The organism is Pseudomonas abieticivorans (assembly GCF_023509015.1).
Lineage (GTDB): Bacteria > Pseudomonadota > Gammaproteobacteria > Pseudomonadales > Pseudomonadaceae > Aquipseudomonas > Aquipseudomonas abieticivorans.
This window is the reverse complement of record NZ_CP094975.1, coordinates 5,337,710-5,353,718: the sequence shown is the minus strand read 5'-3', so window position 1 is coordinate 5,353,718 and position 16,009 is coordinate 5,337,710. Positions and strand designations below refer to the sequence as shown.

The following is a 16,009-nucleotide window of genomic DNA, read 5'->3' as shown; positions in this document are numbered from 1 at the left end:
GGGCCTTCAGGGCCCCATCACGGGCAAGCCTGCCCCCTGCACATGTACCCGCTTTATTCAGAATTTAAGGCATCGCATGACCTCTACTCCCGCAAACGCCCGCCGCAGTGCCGTTGCAACCCCCGTGAATGGAATCACCTTGTCGGCCCTGGTGCTGCTGGTGTCCGGCTGCGCCGCGCTGGTGTACCAGGTGCTGTGGATCAAGCAACTGTCACTGGTGGTGGGCGTGGAGGTGTACGCGATTACCACCGGCATCAGCGCGTTTTTCGCAGGCCTGGGCCTGGGTGGTTATTATTTTGGCCGCTGGGCAGATCGCCTGGCCCGCCCCGTGGCCCTGTATGCCGGGCTGGAGGTGGCCGTGGCAGTGCTGGGCGTAGCCTGCACCTGGTTGTTGACACCGGCGGCCGAATGGTTCGTGCGGCTGCAGGCCCAGGCCGGTTTGCTCGCCTGGCTGCTGCCCTTTGCCCTGGTCGGCGTGCCGGCGTTTCTGATGGGCGGCACCCTGCCGGTGCTGATCCGCGCGCTGGCCTTGGCGCTGCAAACCACCGCCCGCGCAGGCGGCCTGTTATACGCCGCCAACACCGCCGGGGCGATCGTCGGCACCCTGCTCGCCGCCTTTGTGTTGATCCCGCTGCTGGGTATCCGTGGCAGCGCCCTGGCGGCCGCCGTGCTCAACCTGATCGCCGCAGGCCTGGCCCTGGCATTGCTACGCCAAGCAGCGGTACCGGTGGTGAGCGGGCAGGCCCAGCCGCGCAGCGTCGAGGCGCGCCTGGCATTGCTGCTGTACGCCATCGCCGGCGGCGTGGCACTGGGCTATGAAGTGGTGTGGTCGCAGTCCATCGTGCAGTTCATGAGCACCCGCACCTACGCCTTCGCCGTGGTGCTGGCCACCTACCTGCTGGGGTTGGTGCTGGGCAGTGCCCTGGTGGCCCGGCGCAGCGCTCAGGTGCGTGACCCCTGGGGTCTGTTTGCCCTGCTGATCGCCGGGGCCGGGTTGATCGCGCTGGTCGAGATCGCCCTGCTGGGCCGCTGGCTGGTGGTGCTGCAAACCCAGGCCGAAGCCTTCGTCACCCTGCTGGGCGGCGACGAGATGGCCGGCATGCTCTCGCGTTTCACGGTGGCAGCCCTAGGCGTGGTATTCCTGCCCACCCTGCTACTGGGCGCCGCCTTCCCGCTGGCCTTGCGCCTGAGCGTTAGCCCAGGGCACGTGGGCCGCGACGTGGGCGCGGTGCTGGCGCTCAATACCCTGGGCGGTATCGTCGGCGTGCTGCTCAGCGGCCTGGTGCTGGCGCCCTGGCTGGGTCTGGTGCGCAGCCTGGGGGCGCTGGCGATTATCGCCGCGCTGATCGGCGTGGTTGCCGTGTGGAACCGCGCCAGCGTTGCCAAGGGCCGCCGCCAGGCCGTGGTGGCGCTGGCCCTGGTGTCCCTGGGCGTTGCCGTGCTGGCGCCAGTGGACAAGCTCGCCGGGCTGCTGTCCGGCGCCCGCACTGGCCACCTGGCGTTCTACCAGGAGGGCCGTGGCGGCACCGTCGCGGTGGTCACCCAAGGCAACGCCGCGCGTACCTTCAACCGCCTGTACATCCAGGGTGTCAGCAACACGGGGGATGCCATGCCGTCGCTACGCTACATGCGCATCCAGGCGTTGCTGCCGTTGTTGATCCATACCGGCGAGCCTAAATCGGCGCTGGTGATCGGCTTTGGCACCGGCATCACTGCCGGTGCGCTGCTGCAATACCCAGGCCTTGAGCGCCGGGTAGTGGCCGAATTGCTGCCCGGCGTGGTGCAAGCCGCGCCGCTGTTCAAGGGTAATTTCGGCGCTGGCAGCGATCCGGCCCTGGAGGTGCGCCTACGCGATGGCCGCCGCGAACTGCTCGGCAACCCCCAGGCCTACGACTTGATCACCCTGGAGCCGCCGCCGCCCTCCGCCGCAGGCGTGGTCAACCTGTATTCACGGGACTTCTACCAATTGGCCGCACGGCGCCTGGAGCCCAACGGGCTGGTCGCCCAATGGCTGCCCCTGCCTACCCAGAACCTGGAGGAGAGCCGCTCGCTGGTGCGCAGTTTCCTCGACGTGTTCCCCTACGCCACGTTGTGGACCAGCGAGTTCCACGAAACCCTGCTGGTGGGCTCGCTGGCCCCGATCACCCTGGACGCCGACATCATCACCGCGCGCTTCAACCAACCGAGCGTGCGCGACGCCTTGCAGGCCGTGGGCATCAGTTCTGCACCCGCGTTGCTGGCCACCTGGCTGACCGATCGCCAGGGCCTGGAACGCTTTGCCGGCGATGCCCCGGCGGTGACCGACGATCGCCCGCACATCGAATACGCGCCCTGGGTGCGCCCGGGCGAGATCACCCGCACCCTGCCGGCGCTGCTCGGCCTGTACCAGCCGCCGCCGATCAACAATGCAAACCCGATGTTCAATGAACGCCTGGCCACCCATACCCAGCGCCTCAGGCTGTTTTATCGCGCCAGCCTGCACGCCTACCAGGGCGAACGCAGCGCCTGGGCCCGGGACATGCAGGCGGTGCTGGAAGAGGACCGCACCAACCCCTACTTCGACTGGTTCATGGGCAATGCGCGTTGAAGGCTTGACAGGCACCGCGCACGCGACAAAGCTGCCTGGGTGATTCAGGCAGTTCACAGACATTGGAAGTCGCTATGCCCACAAAAAAACAACACCCAGGCCGCACCGATTCCAGCCCTCACCGCACTTCGCACAACCTCATCTACAGCCTGATCGCCGGCCTCGCCGTGGTGGCGGTGATCGGCTTGTGGTGGTTTATCCAGGCACCGCCCCCAGCCCCCGTGGTCGTCAAGGCCAGCCCGCCAGCAGCCGCCGCCCGCCCGGTGCCGCCACCTGCGGCACAGTGGGTGGACGAAAGCACCTGCCAGGGCTGCCACGTGCAACAGGTCAAGGACTGGCAAGGCTCGCACCACCAGATGGCGATGCAGGCGGCCACCCCCGCCACCGTGCTCGGCGACTTCAAGGACGTGACGTTCAAGGGCGACAAGGAAGCCGTGCGTTTCTTTGAAAAAGACCAGGCGTTCTGGGTCAATACACCCGGCGCCAATGGCCAGCCTGCCGACTTCAAGGTGGCCTATACCTTTGGCGTGGCGCCGTTGCAGCAGTATTTGCTGGAGGCCGAAGGCGGCCGCCTGCAGGCCTTGGGCGTGGCCTGGGATACCGAACACAAGCGCTGGTTCCACCTGTACCCCGGCCAAGGCGTGAACTTCAAGAACCCACTGCACTGGAGCAAGCCTTCGCAAAACGCCAACTTCATGTGCGTGGAATGCCACACCACCGGTTTCAAACGCAACTTCGATGCCGCCAGCAACACCTTTGCCAGCCATTGGAACAGCCTGGGCGTGGGCTGCCAGGCCTGCCATGGGCCTGCGTCCAATCACCTGGCCTGGGCGGCCAAGCAGTCACCCGTGGCCAACGCGGGCTTTGAGGTAAACCTGGCGGCCAAGGACGCCACCAGCGAAATCGAGACCTGCGCCCGCTGCCACGCCCGCCGCGCGCCACTGGACGACGGCTACGCCAATAAAAATCGGCTGATGGACGACTACCTGCCCGCCACCCTGACCCGCGAGTTGTATGCCCTGGACGGCAAGATCAAGGAGGAGGTGTTCGAGGACGGCTCGTTCAAGCAAAGCAAGATGTTCGACAAGGGCGTGCGCTGCAGCAACTGCCACAACCCCCACAGCAGCGAACTGAAGGCCAGCGGCAATGGCGTGTGCCTGCAGTGCCACAACACCGCCGGCAAAACGCCTTATGACACGGTCGACGGGCGCGGCTTGCAGGCCAAGAACTACGACTCGCCCGAGCACACCCATCACCAGCCCGGCCAACCCGGTTCCCAGTGCGTGGATTGCCACATGCCCGGCAAGCTGTACATGGTCAACGACTACCGCCATGACCACGGTTTCAGCCTGCCCAACCCCCCGCGGGCGCAAAAGCTCGGCACCCCCGATGCCTGCCTCGGTTGCCACCAGGACACGGCCGCCAGCAAGGTCAGCGAACAATTTCGCCTGTGGTACGGCGTCGACAAACCCCAGCCACCGCGCTACGACGAAGGCTTGTGGCTGATCCGTGGCGGCCAGCCCGGCGGCGCCCAGGCGTTGACCACGTTGCTGCAACAAAACAACCTACCGGCCATTCGCCGGGCCACGCTGCTGGCCGAAGTGCCCACCTACCCCACGCCACTGTCGCTCAAGTTGGTGGGCCGCGACCTGCAAAACCCCGCGCCGCAAGTGCGTGAAAGCGCCGTGCATGCCTTGAGCGCCCTGGTCGAGCCGATGCAGCGCAGCGCTTATCTGGTACCGCTGCTAAGCGATCCGGTGCGCGCCGTGCGCATCGCCGCCGCACGCGATCTGCTCAACCCCGGGCTGGTCGGGCTGGGTGTGGCGCAACCGGCCTGGGACAGCGCCATCGCCGAGTACGAAGCGGTGCAAAAAGCCTTGGCCGAACGGGCCGAGGCCAACCTCAACCTGGCCATGTTTTACCAGGCCAGCGGTCGCTCCAGCGAAGTGGAACCGGCCCTGCGCGCAGCCATTGTGCGCGATCCGGACTTCCTCCCGGCCACCGTCGCCCTGGGCCAGTGGCTGGACAACCATGGCCGCGGCAGCGAAGCCACCACGCTGCTCGATCAGGCCGTCAAGGCCCACCCCGAGTCCGGGTTGCTGCTGCACACCCGCGCCTTGCGCCTGATCCGCGCCAAACAGATGCCCGAGGCCATCGCCAGCCTGCGCCAGGCCGCCACGCTTGAACCGGACAACGTGCAATACAGCTTCGTGCTGGCCATAGCCTTGCACGACAGCGGCCAGTTGCAACCGGCCAACGACACCCTGCAGGCCGCCCTGGCGCGCCACCCGGCCAACCGCGACCTGCGCCTGACCCTGGCGCAGTACTACCAGGAACAGGGCAAGGGGCAGGCGGCGCGGCAACTTCTGCAAGCGCTGGCGCAGATCAACCCAGACGATCCGGTGTTGCAACCCCCACCAAAATGATGGGCTACGCTCTCCCTGACTCACACAGGGAGAGCGTCGCATGTTAAAAAAATGGTTGTTCGCCAGCACCCTGGCGACCGCAGTATTACTGGCGTTTGCGCTACACGCCAGCGCAGCCCCAACGACGGCGCAAACGCGCGAAATCGCCAAGCAGGCCTATCTGTTCGGCACGCCCATGGTCGACACTTATCGGGTGATGTACGCGTTCTCCATCGACAAGGACAGCCCGCAATACAAAGGCCCGTTCAACAGCATCCTGAATATCTCGCGGGTGTTCACCCCAGCCGACACCGCATTTGTCACGCCCAACTCCGATACCCCTTACTCCTTCATCGGCCTGGACCTACGCGCCGAGCCCATCGTGATCCATGTGCCTAAGATGGAAAAAAACCGCTATTTCGTGTTCCAGTTGATGGACCTCTACACCTTCAACTTCGACTACATTGGCACCCGCACCACCGGCAACCAGGGTGGCACCTACCTGATCGCAGGGCCCCGTTGGCACGGCAAAAAACCGGCCGGCATCGACAAGGTCATCGCGGCCGAAACCGACCTGGTCTCGGTGGTAGGCCGCACCCAGTTGTTCAACCCGGCTGACCTGGACAACGTCAAAAAACTGCAAGCGGGCTACACCGTACAGCCGTTATCAGCGTTTGCAAAAAGTAAGCCTCCCAAGCCCCCCGCCGACATCAAATGGATCAAGCCAATCGCCGCCAGCAACGAGCGCACCAACCTTGAGTTTTTCAACCAGTTGGCCTTCTTGTTGCAGTTCGCACCCACCCACCCCAGCGAAGCGGCATTGCGCAAACGCTTCACTGAAATTGGCATCGTGCCCGGCAAACCGCTCGACCTGAGTGCCCTGCCGCAAGCCCAGCAGGCGGCGCTGAAAAATGGCATGGAGGACGGCCAGAAGCAGATTGACGCCTTGCGTAAGTCCCTGGGTGGCAAGACCGATACGCTGTTCGGCACCCGCGCTTTCCTCAAGAATAACTACGTGACCCGCGCCACCGGAGCGCAAATGGGGATCGGTGCCAACTCTCGCGAGGAGGCGATGTACCCTATCTACGACAACGACGCCACGGGCCAGCCGCTAGACGGCAGCAAGCACAAATATCTATTGCGCTTTGCCAAGGGTCAGCAGCCACCGGTCAACGCCTTTTGGTCGCTGACGATGTACACCCTGCCCAGCCAACTACTGGTGGACAACCCGCTCAACCGCTACTTGATCAACTCGCCCATGCTGCCGGGGCTGGCCATGGATGCCGATGGCGGGCTCACCCTGTACCTGCAACACGAAAGCCCAGGCAAGGACAAAGAGGCCAACTGGCTGCCCACCCCCAATGGGCCGTTCATGGCAGCCATGCGCTATTACTGGCCCAAGGCAGCGCTGCTGGAGGGCAGTTGGAAATCGCCAAAGATCGAGCGCGTGGATTGAAGCCTGGCTATTGTTGCGCGAGGCGCAATGAATATTTACCGGAAGATAGCTAGCTAACTAGCTACCTCCCGCCTATCATCACTGCTGTCAGGAACGCGAAGCCCTGACTGCCCTTTGAATGGCCAACACCGGCGTACCCCCGCCCATGGTGCTGGCCATTTTTTTTGGCCCAGCACAAATGTGCGAGCGAGCTTGCTCGCGATGCGCCGCGTGGGCGGCGCGCGGTCTGAAGGGCAGCAAAAAACCCCAGGCATGCACCGGTTGGCCCTGTTGCGATCGCAAGGCAGACCTTTGTGAGTGCTTGTTCCAATAATCTTGAGATCGAGCGCCGCTCGCACGGCGCATCGCGAGCAAGCTCGCTCCCACCTCTATTGCAGCATGCCTTGGCCTGCCTTGTTACACCCTCACCCTTCCTGCCGGGTGCATCAGGCGCAAGGCGCTGGCCAGGCTGCCGCCCAGGGCAAAGGCACAGCCCAGCCACAGAGCCACTTGGGGCCCGCCGTTGTAGAACAGGTGGAAGCACAGCGCAACCAGGGAGGCCCCCAAGGTTTGCCCCGACAACCGCGAGATGGCGACGATGCCGCTGGCCCCGCCACTGCGCTCGGGCGGGGCGCTGGTCATGATGGCCTTGAGGTTCGGCGACTGGAAAAAGCCGAAGCCGGCGCCGCACAGGGCCATGCGCCAGGCAATGTCCAGGTCGCTGGCGCCCACGCTGAGCAGCGCCAACGCGGCCATGCCCAGGCTCATGGTGAACAGCCCGATGCCCGCCAGCAGCCCCGGTGCCACGCGGTCGGACAAACGCCCGGCCACCAGCGCCATCAACGCCACCACGGCCGGCCAGGGCGTCATCAGAAAGCCGGTGGCCACCTGACTGTGGCCCAGTTCGGTTTGCAGCATGAACGGCAGGGAGACAAACGCCAGGCCTTGGGCGGTGAACGAGCAGATCGCCGTGGCGCTGGACAGCGCGAACACCGGGCGGCGGAACAAGTCCACCGCCAGCATCGGCGCCGGGTGCCCGGCTTGGCGCTTGAGCAGCAGCACGCCGCAGGCCAGGGCCGCAGCCAATTGCACACCGGTCAACACGCCATGGCCGCCCTGCACCGCCGTGCCCAGGCCCAGCACCAAAAACGAAAACAGCCCGGAGCAGAGCACTGCGGCCGTGCGGTCGAACGGGTGGACCGCCCGGTCTATATGCGGCAGGTTACGCAGCCCAAGGCCCACGGCAAGCAGGCCTAGCGGTACATTGATCAGAAACAGCCAATGCCAGGTGGTGACCGACAGGATGGCTGACGCCACGGTCGGCCCGGCGGTGAACGCCAGCCCGACCACCAGCGAGTTGTAGCCCAAACCCCGCCCGAGCATCTTCGAGGGGTAGATGTAGCGCAGCAAGGCGGTGTTCACGCTCATGATCGCCGCCGCCCCCAGGCCTTGCACCACGCGCATGGCCGCAAGCGTGGGCAGTGACCAGGCCAGCCCGCACAAAAGTGACGACACGATAAACACCAGCAGCCCGCCCAGGTAAACGCGGCGGTGGCCCAGCACCTCGCCCAGGGAGGCGAACGGGAGCACCGTGGCAACCATCGCCAACTGATAGGCGTTGACCACCCAGATCACTGACGCCGAGTCGGTTCCGATGCCGCTGGCCAGGGTCGGCAGGGCCGTGTTGACGATCGCGGTGTCCAGCGTAGCCATGCCCACGGCAAGGGAAATAGCAATCACGGCGGGTATGCGTTGCTGGCTGGGCAAGCCGTCAGTTAAAAGGGGCATTGAGGCAGGTCATCCCTTGAAGGCAGTCAAACCGTAGAGACTACCGGGGGGGCGGATAAATTTCATCGCCCATATGCCAGGCAGCGCAATTATTCATGTGCTACCCACGCCCTGGCGCGGCTCCGTGAGCGCCTCGCGCACGCGGCTGGCCAAGGCCTCGGGGCTGTAGGGCTTACTCAGCAACAAAATCTCGGCGCCCCACTCATTGTTTTCGGCGATCAGGTCGCGGGTGTGCCCGGATGTAAACAACACCGGTACCGGTGGGGTACAGGCGCGTGCCCAATGGGCCAGGTCTGTGCTTTTGATCACGCCCGGCATCACCACGTCGGTGAAGATCAGGTCCACCTCAAGGCCGCCCCGCAGCAACGCCATGGCCTCGTCGCCATTGGCCGCCTCGTGCACCTGGTAACCCAATTGCTGCAACAACTCGACCGCGGCATTGCGCACCAAGGCGTCATCTTCCACCACCAGTAGCGTCTCGCTGCCGCCGGTCACCGCCTCGTCCACAGGCGCGTGTACCTGCGCCTGGGGGGCATGGCTGCGGGGAAAGAACATCTGCACCCGGGTGCCTTGGCCCACGCGGCTGGTCAGGTCGATAAAGCCGCCACTCTGCTTGACGAAGCCAAACACCATGCTCAGACCAAGGCCGGTGCCATGGCCCTGGGCCTTGGTGGTGAAGAACGGCTCGAAGGCTCGCGACAACACATCTGCCGCCATGCCGCTGCCAGCGTCCGTCACGGTCAGGCAAACGTGGTCGCCGGGGTGCAGTTCCTTGCCCCGGCAAAATTCACCGTCCAGCACTCGGTTTTCACCGCTGATCCAGATCGTGCCCTCGCCGCCCATGGCGTCGCGGGCATTCAGGGCCAGGTTGAGCACGGCATTCTCCAACTGGTTGCGGTCGACCCGCAGGCTCCAGGGCTCGACCGGCATCTGCACTTCCAGGTGGATGGTTTCGCCCAGCGCTCGTTGCAACAACTCGCCCAGGCCTTCGTGCAGCGCCGGCAGGGTGTATACCGCTGGCGTCAGTGGCTGGCGCCGGGCGAATGCGAGCAGTTGCGAGGACAGCTTGGCCCCGCGGTCCACCGCGGTGATCGCCGCGTTCACGCGCTTTTGCACCACCGGGTTATTGGCTTCTTGCCGGGCCAGCAGGTACAGGTTGCCGGCAATCACCTGCAAGAGGTTGTTGAAGTCATGGGCAATCCCACCCGTCAGGCCGCCGATGGCCTCAAGCTTTTGCGATTGACGCAATTGATCCTCGGCGGCCGAGCGCGCACGCACCTCTTGCGCCACCCGTTGCTCCAGGGTCCGTGACAGGGCGATCAACGCTTGCTCGGCCATCTTTTGCTCATGGATATCGACAATCACGCCGGGGAAGCGAAAGGGTTGGCCGTGCTCATCCAGTTCGCAGCGCCCGCTGGCCAGTACCCAGATATAGCCGCCCTCTGGGCGACTGATGCGGTACTCGGCGCGAAACGGGCCACCCTGTTGCGTGGCGGCATTTATCAGCAGGTTCAGGCGTTCGAGGTCGTCGGGGTGCACCACCTCGGTGACCACCTCAATGGGCAGGCCATCCTGTGAAAGCTCGAGGGGGTGCGAAAACGTGCGGGCAAAACGCTCGTCGCCCGACACCCGATTACCCGTAATATCCCAGACGAAACAGCCCAGCAGCGACCCGGCATTCAACGCCAGTTGCAGGCGTTCGTCGGCGGCCCGGTAGCCCTGCTCCGCCACTTGCCGGCCGCGCTCGGACAACACGTGGGCAGTGGTTTCCACCACGATGGCCATCACCCCGGCCGGCGCCTCATCGTCACCCGCCACGGGGCTGTAGTAGAGGTCCATCCAGACGTCTTCGGGCCGGCCGTTGCGCAGCAACACCAAGCCTTCGCTGAAATAGGTGAGCGTGCCACCGGCCAGGCAGGTGTCGACCACGTTGCGGTTGAACTCGGCCACTTCTGGCCAGCCCATCTCCACCGCTTTGCCCAACAGGTAAGGATGGCGAGCGCCGGCGAACAACGAATAGGCATCGTTGTAAATCATGTAGCCTTCGCGGCCCCAGAGCATCACCACGGGCAACGGTGAGGCCAGCAGGAACTGCACCGCAGTACGCAAACTTCTGCCCCAATCCGATATCGCGCCCAGGTCTGTGTGAGACCAGTCGTAGGTGCGAATCCGTTCGGCCATCTCGCTGCTCCAGCCGGAACAGCCATGGTTGTGTGCTAAAAAGTCCATCGAACGGCTCAATTGGAATACGGGCTGGGGAATGGGAGCAATAGTGCCAGTAACGCCTTGGGTTGCCTACACATTGGCTTTAATGCGCTTGCGCATCTGCGCGGTGATGCTCTGCCGGGTCTTGGTAAGCTCCGCCCACGGTGCATCGCCCACCTGCGCCTGGCGCTCATGCACATTGGCGATGTTCCAGCGATTGGCCTGCTTGATCTCGGCCACCTCCTCGCGGTAGATCGGCACCGACACCGGCAGGCCCTCGCGGGCGCGGGCGGCCCAGGTGCAGATGGTGGTGGCGCCCAGCCCGTTGCGCAGGTAGTCGATGAAGATCTTGCCCACGCGATTCTTGGGCCCGGAGACGGCCGAAAAACGCTCGGGCACCAATTTGGCGATGTGTTGCACGATGGCCTGGCTGAACGCCTTGACCTCATCCCAGCCCTGTTTGCGCGTGATCGGCACCACGATGTGCAAGCCCTTGCCGCCGCTGGTTTTGAGAAACGACACAAGGCCCAGCTCATCGAGCACCGTCTGGGTCAGTTGAGTGGCCTCCACCATGGCCTTCCACGGCAAGGCCGGGTCGGGGTCCAGGTCGAGAATGAAGCGGTCTGGCCGCTCCAGGTCCTTGGTGGTGGCGTTCCAGGTGTGCAGCTCCACGGCATTCATCTGCACCGCCCCCACCAAGGCCTCGACGTTGTTGATGACCATCGCCGGGTGGCCGGCCTGCGCCTTGTCGATTTGAGTGATACCGGGAATGGCCAGGTGCTCGGCGTTCTTCTGGAAGAACAACTCACCGGCGATGCCATCTGGGGCGCGCACCAAGGCCACCGGACGGTCCTTGAGGTGGGGCAGGATCCAGCCCGAGGCACGTAAGTAATACTCGGCCAACTGGCCCTTGGTGATGCCGCTGCTGGCGTCGATCACCCGGTCGGGGTGGGTGATGCGCACGTCGCTTGGGCTGATGGCTTTTTTGCTGGCGGATGCGGCAGGCATGGTGGGTTTCTCCTCGGTGATGGCCCGGGCCGGTTTATCGGTGCGCAGGCCATGAAACACCGCGTGGCGCACCGAACCTTCCTGGGTCATTTCGGCGAAGGCCACTTCGGCCAGCAACTGTGGCTTGAGCCAGTGCACGCCCTTGGCCTCGACGCCCTTGGGTGGGTTGGCCACTGGAATCTTTTTCACCTCCAGCGCCACCAACTGCTCATGAATGCTGCGCAGGGTGGTCTCGTTGAACCCCGTGCCGACTTTGCCGGCATAGCGCAACTGGCCGTTGGTTTCGTCATGCAAACCCAGCAACAAGGCACCAAACGCACTGCGGCTGCCCTTGGGCTCGGTAAAGCCCACCACCACGAACTCCTGGCGGCGCGTGCACTTGAGCTTGATCCAGTCGCTGCTGCGGCGTGATACGTAAGGGCTGCCCAGGCGCTTGCCAATCAGCCCCTCCATCTGCATTTGGCAGGCGCTGTTCATCAGCGACTCGGGCGATTCGTCGAAGTCGTCGGAGAAGCGCAAGGTGTGGCCCTTATAGCCCTTGAGCAATTTTTTCAGCGCGCCTCGGCGCTGCTCCACCGGTGTCTGGCGCAGGTCCACACCGTTGAGGTAAGGCAGGTCAAACAGGTAATAGAGGATGTGGCTGCTGTGCCCGGCCTCGAAGGCGTTTTGCAAGGCCTGGAAGTCCGGCACGCCTTGCTCGTTGGCCACCACCATTTCGCCGTCGAGCCAGGCTGACGCCAGGCCCAGTTTGGCCAGGGCCTTGGCTTGTTCCGGCATTTTCGCCGTCCAGTCATGGCCGTTGCGGGTGAACAGGCGCACCTGATCGCCCTCGACCCGCGCCATCACCCGGTAGCCGTCGAACTTGATCTCGTAGCGCCAATCACCCTCGGGGGCTTGGTCCACCAGGGTTGCCAACTGCGGCTTGAGGGTTGCAAACAACGCCGCCTTTTGCCCCCCCGTGATCTGGGTGCTGCGCGATGGGCGGGACGGCGCCGGTTGCTTCACCTCTTGCTTGGGCGCCGCCGCTTTGTGCCGGGGCACCAGGGTGCGCTCGCTGAGCACGCTGTCGGGCTGCGCCTGGAGCACATCGTATTGGTCCTGCGGCCGCGCTTGGTCGTCGCCGTGCTTGATCAGGAACCACTGCTCCTTTTTGCCCGGCATGTGCGTGCGCACCAGGTTCCACAGGCCCGCAAGCTTTTCGCCCTGCAGCTCGAACTTGAGCCGGCCCTTGGCGTAGCTGTCGGCGGGGTCACCCTGGGGCACCCACACGCCGCGGTCCCAGACGATCACCTCGCCGGCCCCGTAATGCCCTTCCGGAATGCTGCCCTCAAACGTCGCGTAGTCGAGCGGGTGGTCTTCCACGTGCACGGCCAGGCGCTTAACCTTGGGGTCCAGCGACGGCCCCTTGGGCACCGCCCAACTTTTCAGGGTACCACCCAGCTCCAGGCGAAAATCGTAATGCAGGTGCGAGGCGTCGTGCTTCTGGATGCAGAATTGCAAGGCGTGGGCGGTCTTGCCCGAGCGCCGCCGCGCCTTGGCACCGGAGGGCTCCGGGGTGGCCTCGAAGTCGCGCTTGCGCGCGTAATCGTCCAGCGCCTTGGTCATCATCGTGCCTCACGCTCAGGGGTATCACACTTTGAACCTGGCCTTGCGCGCTTGTTCAAACAAACACGGCATACATCACGATGTGATATAAATAGCCATCAAAAAAATCCAGCATTGGTACACCCCTTGAAATCACTGCCCCCTTCCCTGCTGCGCTGGTTGCGCAGTTTCGTCCCCGGTTCCCTGCACGTGACGCGCCGCGAAAGCCTGCGCGCCTGCGTGGGTGCACTGCTGGGCATTGCCCTGACCAGCCTGATCACCACCTGGGCCGTGGGCCTGAGTTCCGACCTGCCGCTGTTGATCGCGCCCATGGGCGCCTCTGCCGTGCTGTTGTTCGCAGCCCCGGCAAGCCCCTTGGCGCAGCCGTGGGCATTGATCGGCGGCAACTTGCTGGCGGCGCTGGTGGGCGTTACCTGCGCACTCTGGATAAGCGACCTGGTGATTGCCGCTGCCGTGGCTGTGGGCAGCACCATCGCACTGATGCTGGCGCTGCGTTGCCTGCACCCACCGTCAGGCGCCGTGGCCTTGACCGCGGTGCTGGGCGGCCCGTCGATCCATGCCGCCGGTTACCACTTCGTGTTCGACCCGGTGCTGCTCAACTCCTTGGCCCTACTGGGCTGCGCGCTGGTTTACCATGCACTCACGCGCCACCCCTACCCCCACGCCCACGCAACGCCTGCGGTGAGCGCCACCGCCCAGGGCAGGCTCACCCACCAGGCCGTGCGCCAAGCGCTGGAGCAAGTCTTGGAGGAGCGCGACGAGTTGCTGGACATCGATACCGAAGACCTGCAAACCATTATCGAGCAGACCCTGGCTCGTACCGATGCCCTCATGCCCAAGGCGGCCTGACCCATGCCCGATACCGACCCGCTACACAAGCAGGATTTCGAAGCGCTGTCGGAGTTTCGCTACCAGTTGCGACGCTTTCTGCGCTTTAGCGAAGAGGCCGTCCAGGCCCATGGGGTGACCCCGCAGCAGTACCTATTGATGCTGCACACCCAAGGCTTTGCCGAGCGTCACTGGGCCACCGTGGGCGAATTGGCCGAGCGCCTGCAAATGGTGCCCCATGGTGCCGTCGCCTTGGTCAAACGCTGCCAGGCCCAGGGCCTGGTGCAACGCCAGCGCGGCGAACTGGACCGTCGTGAAGTGCAGGTCAGCCTGACCGAGAAAGGTTGGGCGGTGCTGGCAAAGCTGGCCGCCATACACCGCGAGGAACTAAAGACTTCGGGGAATCGCCTGCGTTTGCCGTTCTCCGGCTAGCTGTTTGCGGGTGCGAAAAATTTTACGGAACTGGCACATTGCCCTCTCGGTCAGAACCCCATCTTTTGGAGTGATGACATGCAACGATTGCACAGTTTCGAAATTCGCTACCGCCTGCACGGTCGCCATCATCGGTTTGTTCAGAGGGACTCATTGATGAGTGACGCCGATGCGGTCTATTACGCCTCGCTGCACTCCGGCGTAGGCTTGGCCACTGGCTTGAGCTTCGAGCGCAGCACGGCCAGCGCCATGAAACAACAGGCGCTGGCTATCGGGCTGGACCAGGTCAGTTGGTCGCCCCTTCCCCTGTAACGGGGTTGCAGTGCTGCACCGCTGAACGGATGTCCCGACGCCTCAGCTCGCCGAACTCAGGAAAGGCAGTGCCAAGTACAGCTTGATGACGATCGCGTTGGTGATATCAATGAAAAACGCCCCCACCATCGGCACCACCAGAAAGGCAATCTGCGAGGGGCCATAGCGCTGCGTCACCGCTTGCATATTGGCAATGGCGGTGGGCGTGGCACCCAGCCCGAAACCGCAGTGCCCGGCGGCCAGGACTGCCGCATCATAGTTGCGCCCCATGACCCGGAACGTCACGAAAATAGCGAACAGGGCCATCATCAACGCTTGCGCCGCCAAGAGGATGAAAATCGGTAACGCAAGCGCGGCCAGGTCCCAGAGTTTGAGCGACATCAACGCTATGGCCAAGAACAACGACAAACTGACGTTGCCCAGCACGGACACTTCACGTTCAAACACCTGATGCCAGCCCAACGCCGACAGGCCATTGCGCAGCACTACGCCGACGAACAAGACACACACGAACGTGGGCAACTCAAACGCCGTGCCTTGAATAAACCCACTCAGGAATGTACCCACCTGCAGGCTTATCGCGAGCAACGCCAGGGTCTCGATAAACGAGAACGACGTGATCATGCGTTCCTGGTTCGGCTGTTCGAAGCCCTTTGGCAGGCGCGGCTCCACTTGCCCACCGCCAGGTGTCTGGACGCGCTTGATGAGCAGGCGAGCCACCGGCCCCCCAATCAAACCACCCAGTACCAAGCCAAAGGTGGCGGAGGCAATGGCCAGTTCCGAGGCCGAGGCCACACCATATTTCTCGCTGAATACCGCCCCCCACGCAGCGCCCGTGCCGTGCCCGCCCGACAAGGTGATGGAGCCGGCCAACAACCCCATGAGCGGATCAAGCCCCAATGCCTTGGCCAAGCCGATACCCATGGCGTTCTGCACCAACAACAGCGCCGTTACCACCAGCAGGAAAATACCCAGTACCCGCCCACCCTTCTTGAGGCTGGCAAAGTCTGCGTTCAAGCCAATGGTGGCAAAAAACGCCAACATCAAAGGGGCCTGCAAGGAAGAGTCGAATCGAACTTCGATATCGGCAAGCACGCGTAACGCCAACAGCAACATCGCGACCACTAGCCCACCGGCCACAGGTTCCGGAATGTTATAAGTGCGTAAAAAGCCGACCCGAGCGACTAGCCCACGCCCAAGCAAAAGTACCAAAGAGGCGGCCACTAACGTTGAATACAAATCGAGTTGAAGCATTGGAACAGTCCTCTCTATTTCATGAAGAAGCGGACTCGCTCCTTGTTCCCGCCTGTGGATGGGATGTCGTATCCTCACCCCTGTTTAGTATTGGAGTTTCAATGTTCAGGACGGATATTAAATTGAATCAAAGAACACGCTTGATCGGCC

General features: G+C 63.8%; 10 protein-coding genes. 6 read left to right on the top strand and 4 right to left on the bottom strand.

Annotated elements, in window-relative coordinates:
- The first annotated feature begins 76 nt into the window (after window positions 1–76).
- The 3 genes from L9B60_RS24295 (at window position 77) to L9B60_RS24285 (ending at window position 6,448) form a co-directional block, all read left to right on the top strand.
- Entirely contained in the window at window positions 77–2,587 is a 2,511-nt protein-coding gene (locus L9B60_RS24295; protein ID WP_249673512.1) for a fused MFS/spermidine synthase, read from the top strand.
- Window positions 2,588–2,661: 74 nt separating this feature from the next.
- Window positions 2,662–5,013: a tetratricopeptide repeat protein gene (locus L9B60_RS24290; RefSeq protein ID WP_249673511.1), complete on the top strand. Its 2,352-nt coding sequence runs from the start codon at window positions 2,662–2,664 to the stop codon at window positions 5,011–5,013.
- Between the two features lie 40 nt (window positions 5,014–5,053).
- On the top strand, window positions 5,054–6,448 hold the full coding sequence (locus tag L9B60_RS24285) for a DUF1254 domain-containing protein (protein WP_249673510.1): 1,395 nt from the start codon (window positions 5,054–5,056) through the stop codon (window positions 6,446–6,448).
- Window positions 6,449–6,844: 396 nt separating this feature from the next.
- On the opposite strand, the gene L9B60_RS24280 is transcribed toward L9B60_RS24285, so the two are convergent.
- From L9B60_RS24280 to ligD, 3 genes are all read right to left on the bottom strand, one after another.
- On the bottom strand, window positions 6,845–8,215 hold the full coding sequence (locus L9B60_RS24280) for an MFS transporter (RefSeq protein ID WP_249673509.1): 1,371 nt from the start codon (window positions 8,213–8,215) through the stop codon (window positions 6,845–6,847).
- Window positions 8,216–8,308: 93 nt separating this feature from the next.
- Window positions 8,309–10,444 carry an ATP-binding protein gene (locus L9B60_RS24275; RefSeq protein ID WP_249673508.1) on the bottom strand — a complete coding sequence of 712 codons (2,136 nt, stop codon included), beginning with the start codon at window positions 10,442–10,444 and terminating at the stop codon, window positions 8,309–8,311.
- A gap of 66 nt (window positions 10,445–10,510) precedes the next feature.
- Complete coding sequence (gene ligD / locus L9B60_RS24270) at window positions 10,511–13,033, bottom strand: DNA ligase D (RefSeq protein WP_249680044.1); 2,523 nt, start codon at window positions 13,031–13,033, stop codon at window positions 10,511–10,513.
- Window positions 13,034–13,159: 126 nt separating this feature from the next.
- Here ligD and L9B60_RS24265 point away from each other — a divergent pair, with 126 nt between their 5' ends.
- From L9B60_RS24265 to L9B60_RS24255, 3 genes are all read left to right on the top strand, one after another.
- Window positions 13,160–13,882 (top strand): HPP family protein, encoded by a 723-nt coding sequence (locus tag L9B60_RS24265; protein WP_249673507.1) that lies wholly within the window; start codon window positions 13,160–13,162, stop codon window positions 13,880–13,882.
- Window positions 13,883–13,885: 3 nt separating this feature from the next.
- Window positions 13,886–14,293, top strand: a complete 408-nt coding sequence (locus L9B60_RS24260) for a MarR family winged helix-turn-helix transcriptional regulator (protein WP_249673506.1) — start codon at window positions 13,886–13,888, stop codon at window positions 14,291–14,293.
- Window positions 14,294–14,371: 78 nt separating this feature from the next.
- Window positions 14,372–14,605, top strand: a complete 234-nt coding sequence (locus L9B60_RS24255) for a DUF6555 family protein (protein ID WP_349631956.1) — start codon at window positions 14,372–14,374, stop codon at window positions 14,603–14,605.
- A 42-nt stretch (window positions 14,606–14,647) separates the two neighbouring features.
- On the opposite strand, the gene gltS is transcribed toward L9B60_RS24255, so the two are convergent.
- A complete protein-coding gene (gene gltS / locus L9B60_RS24250; RefSeq protein ID WP_249673504.1) occupies window positions 14,648–15,859 on the bottom strand; it encodes a sodium/glutamate symporter in 1,212 nt (403 codons plus the stop codon).
- Window positions 15,860–16,009 lie beyond the last annotated feature (150 nt).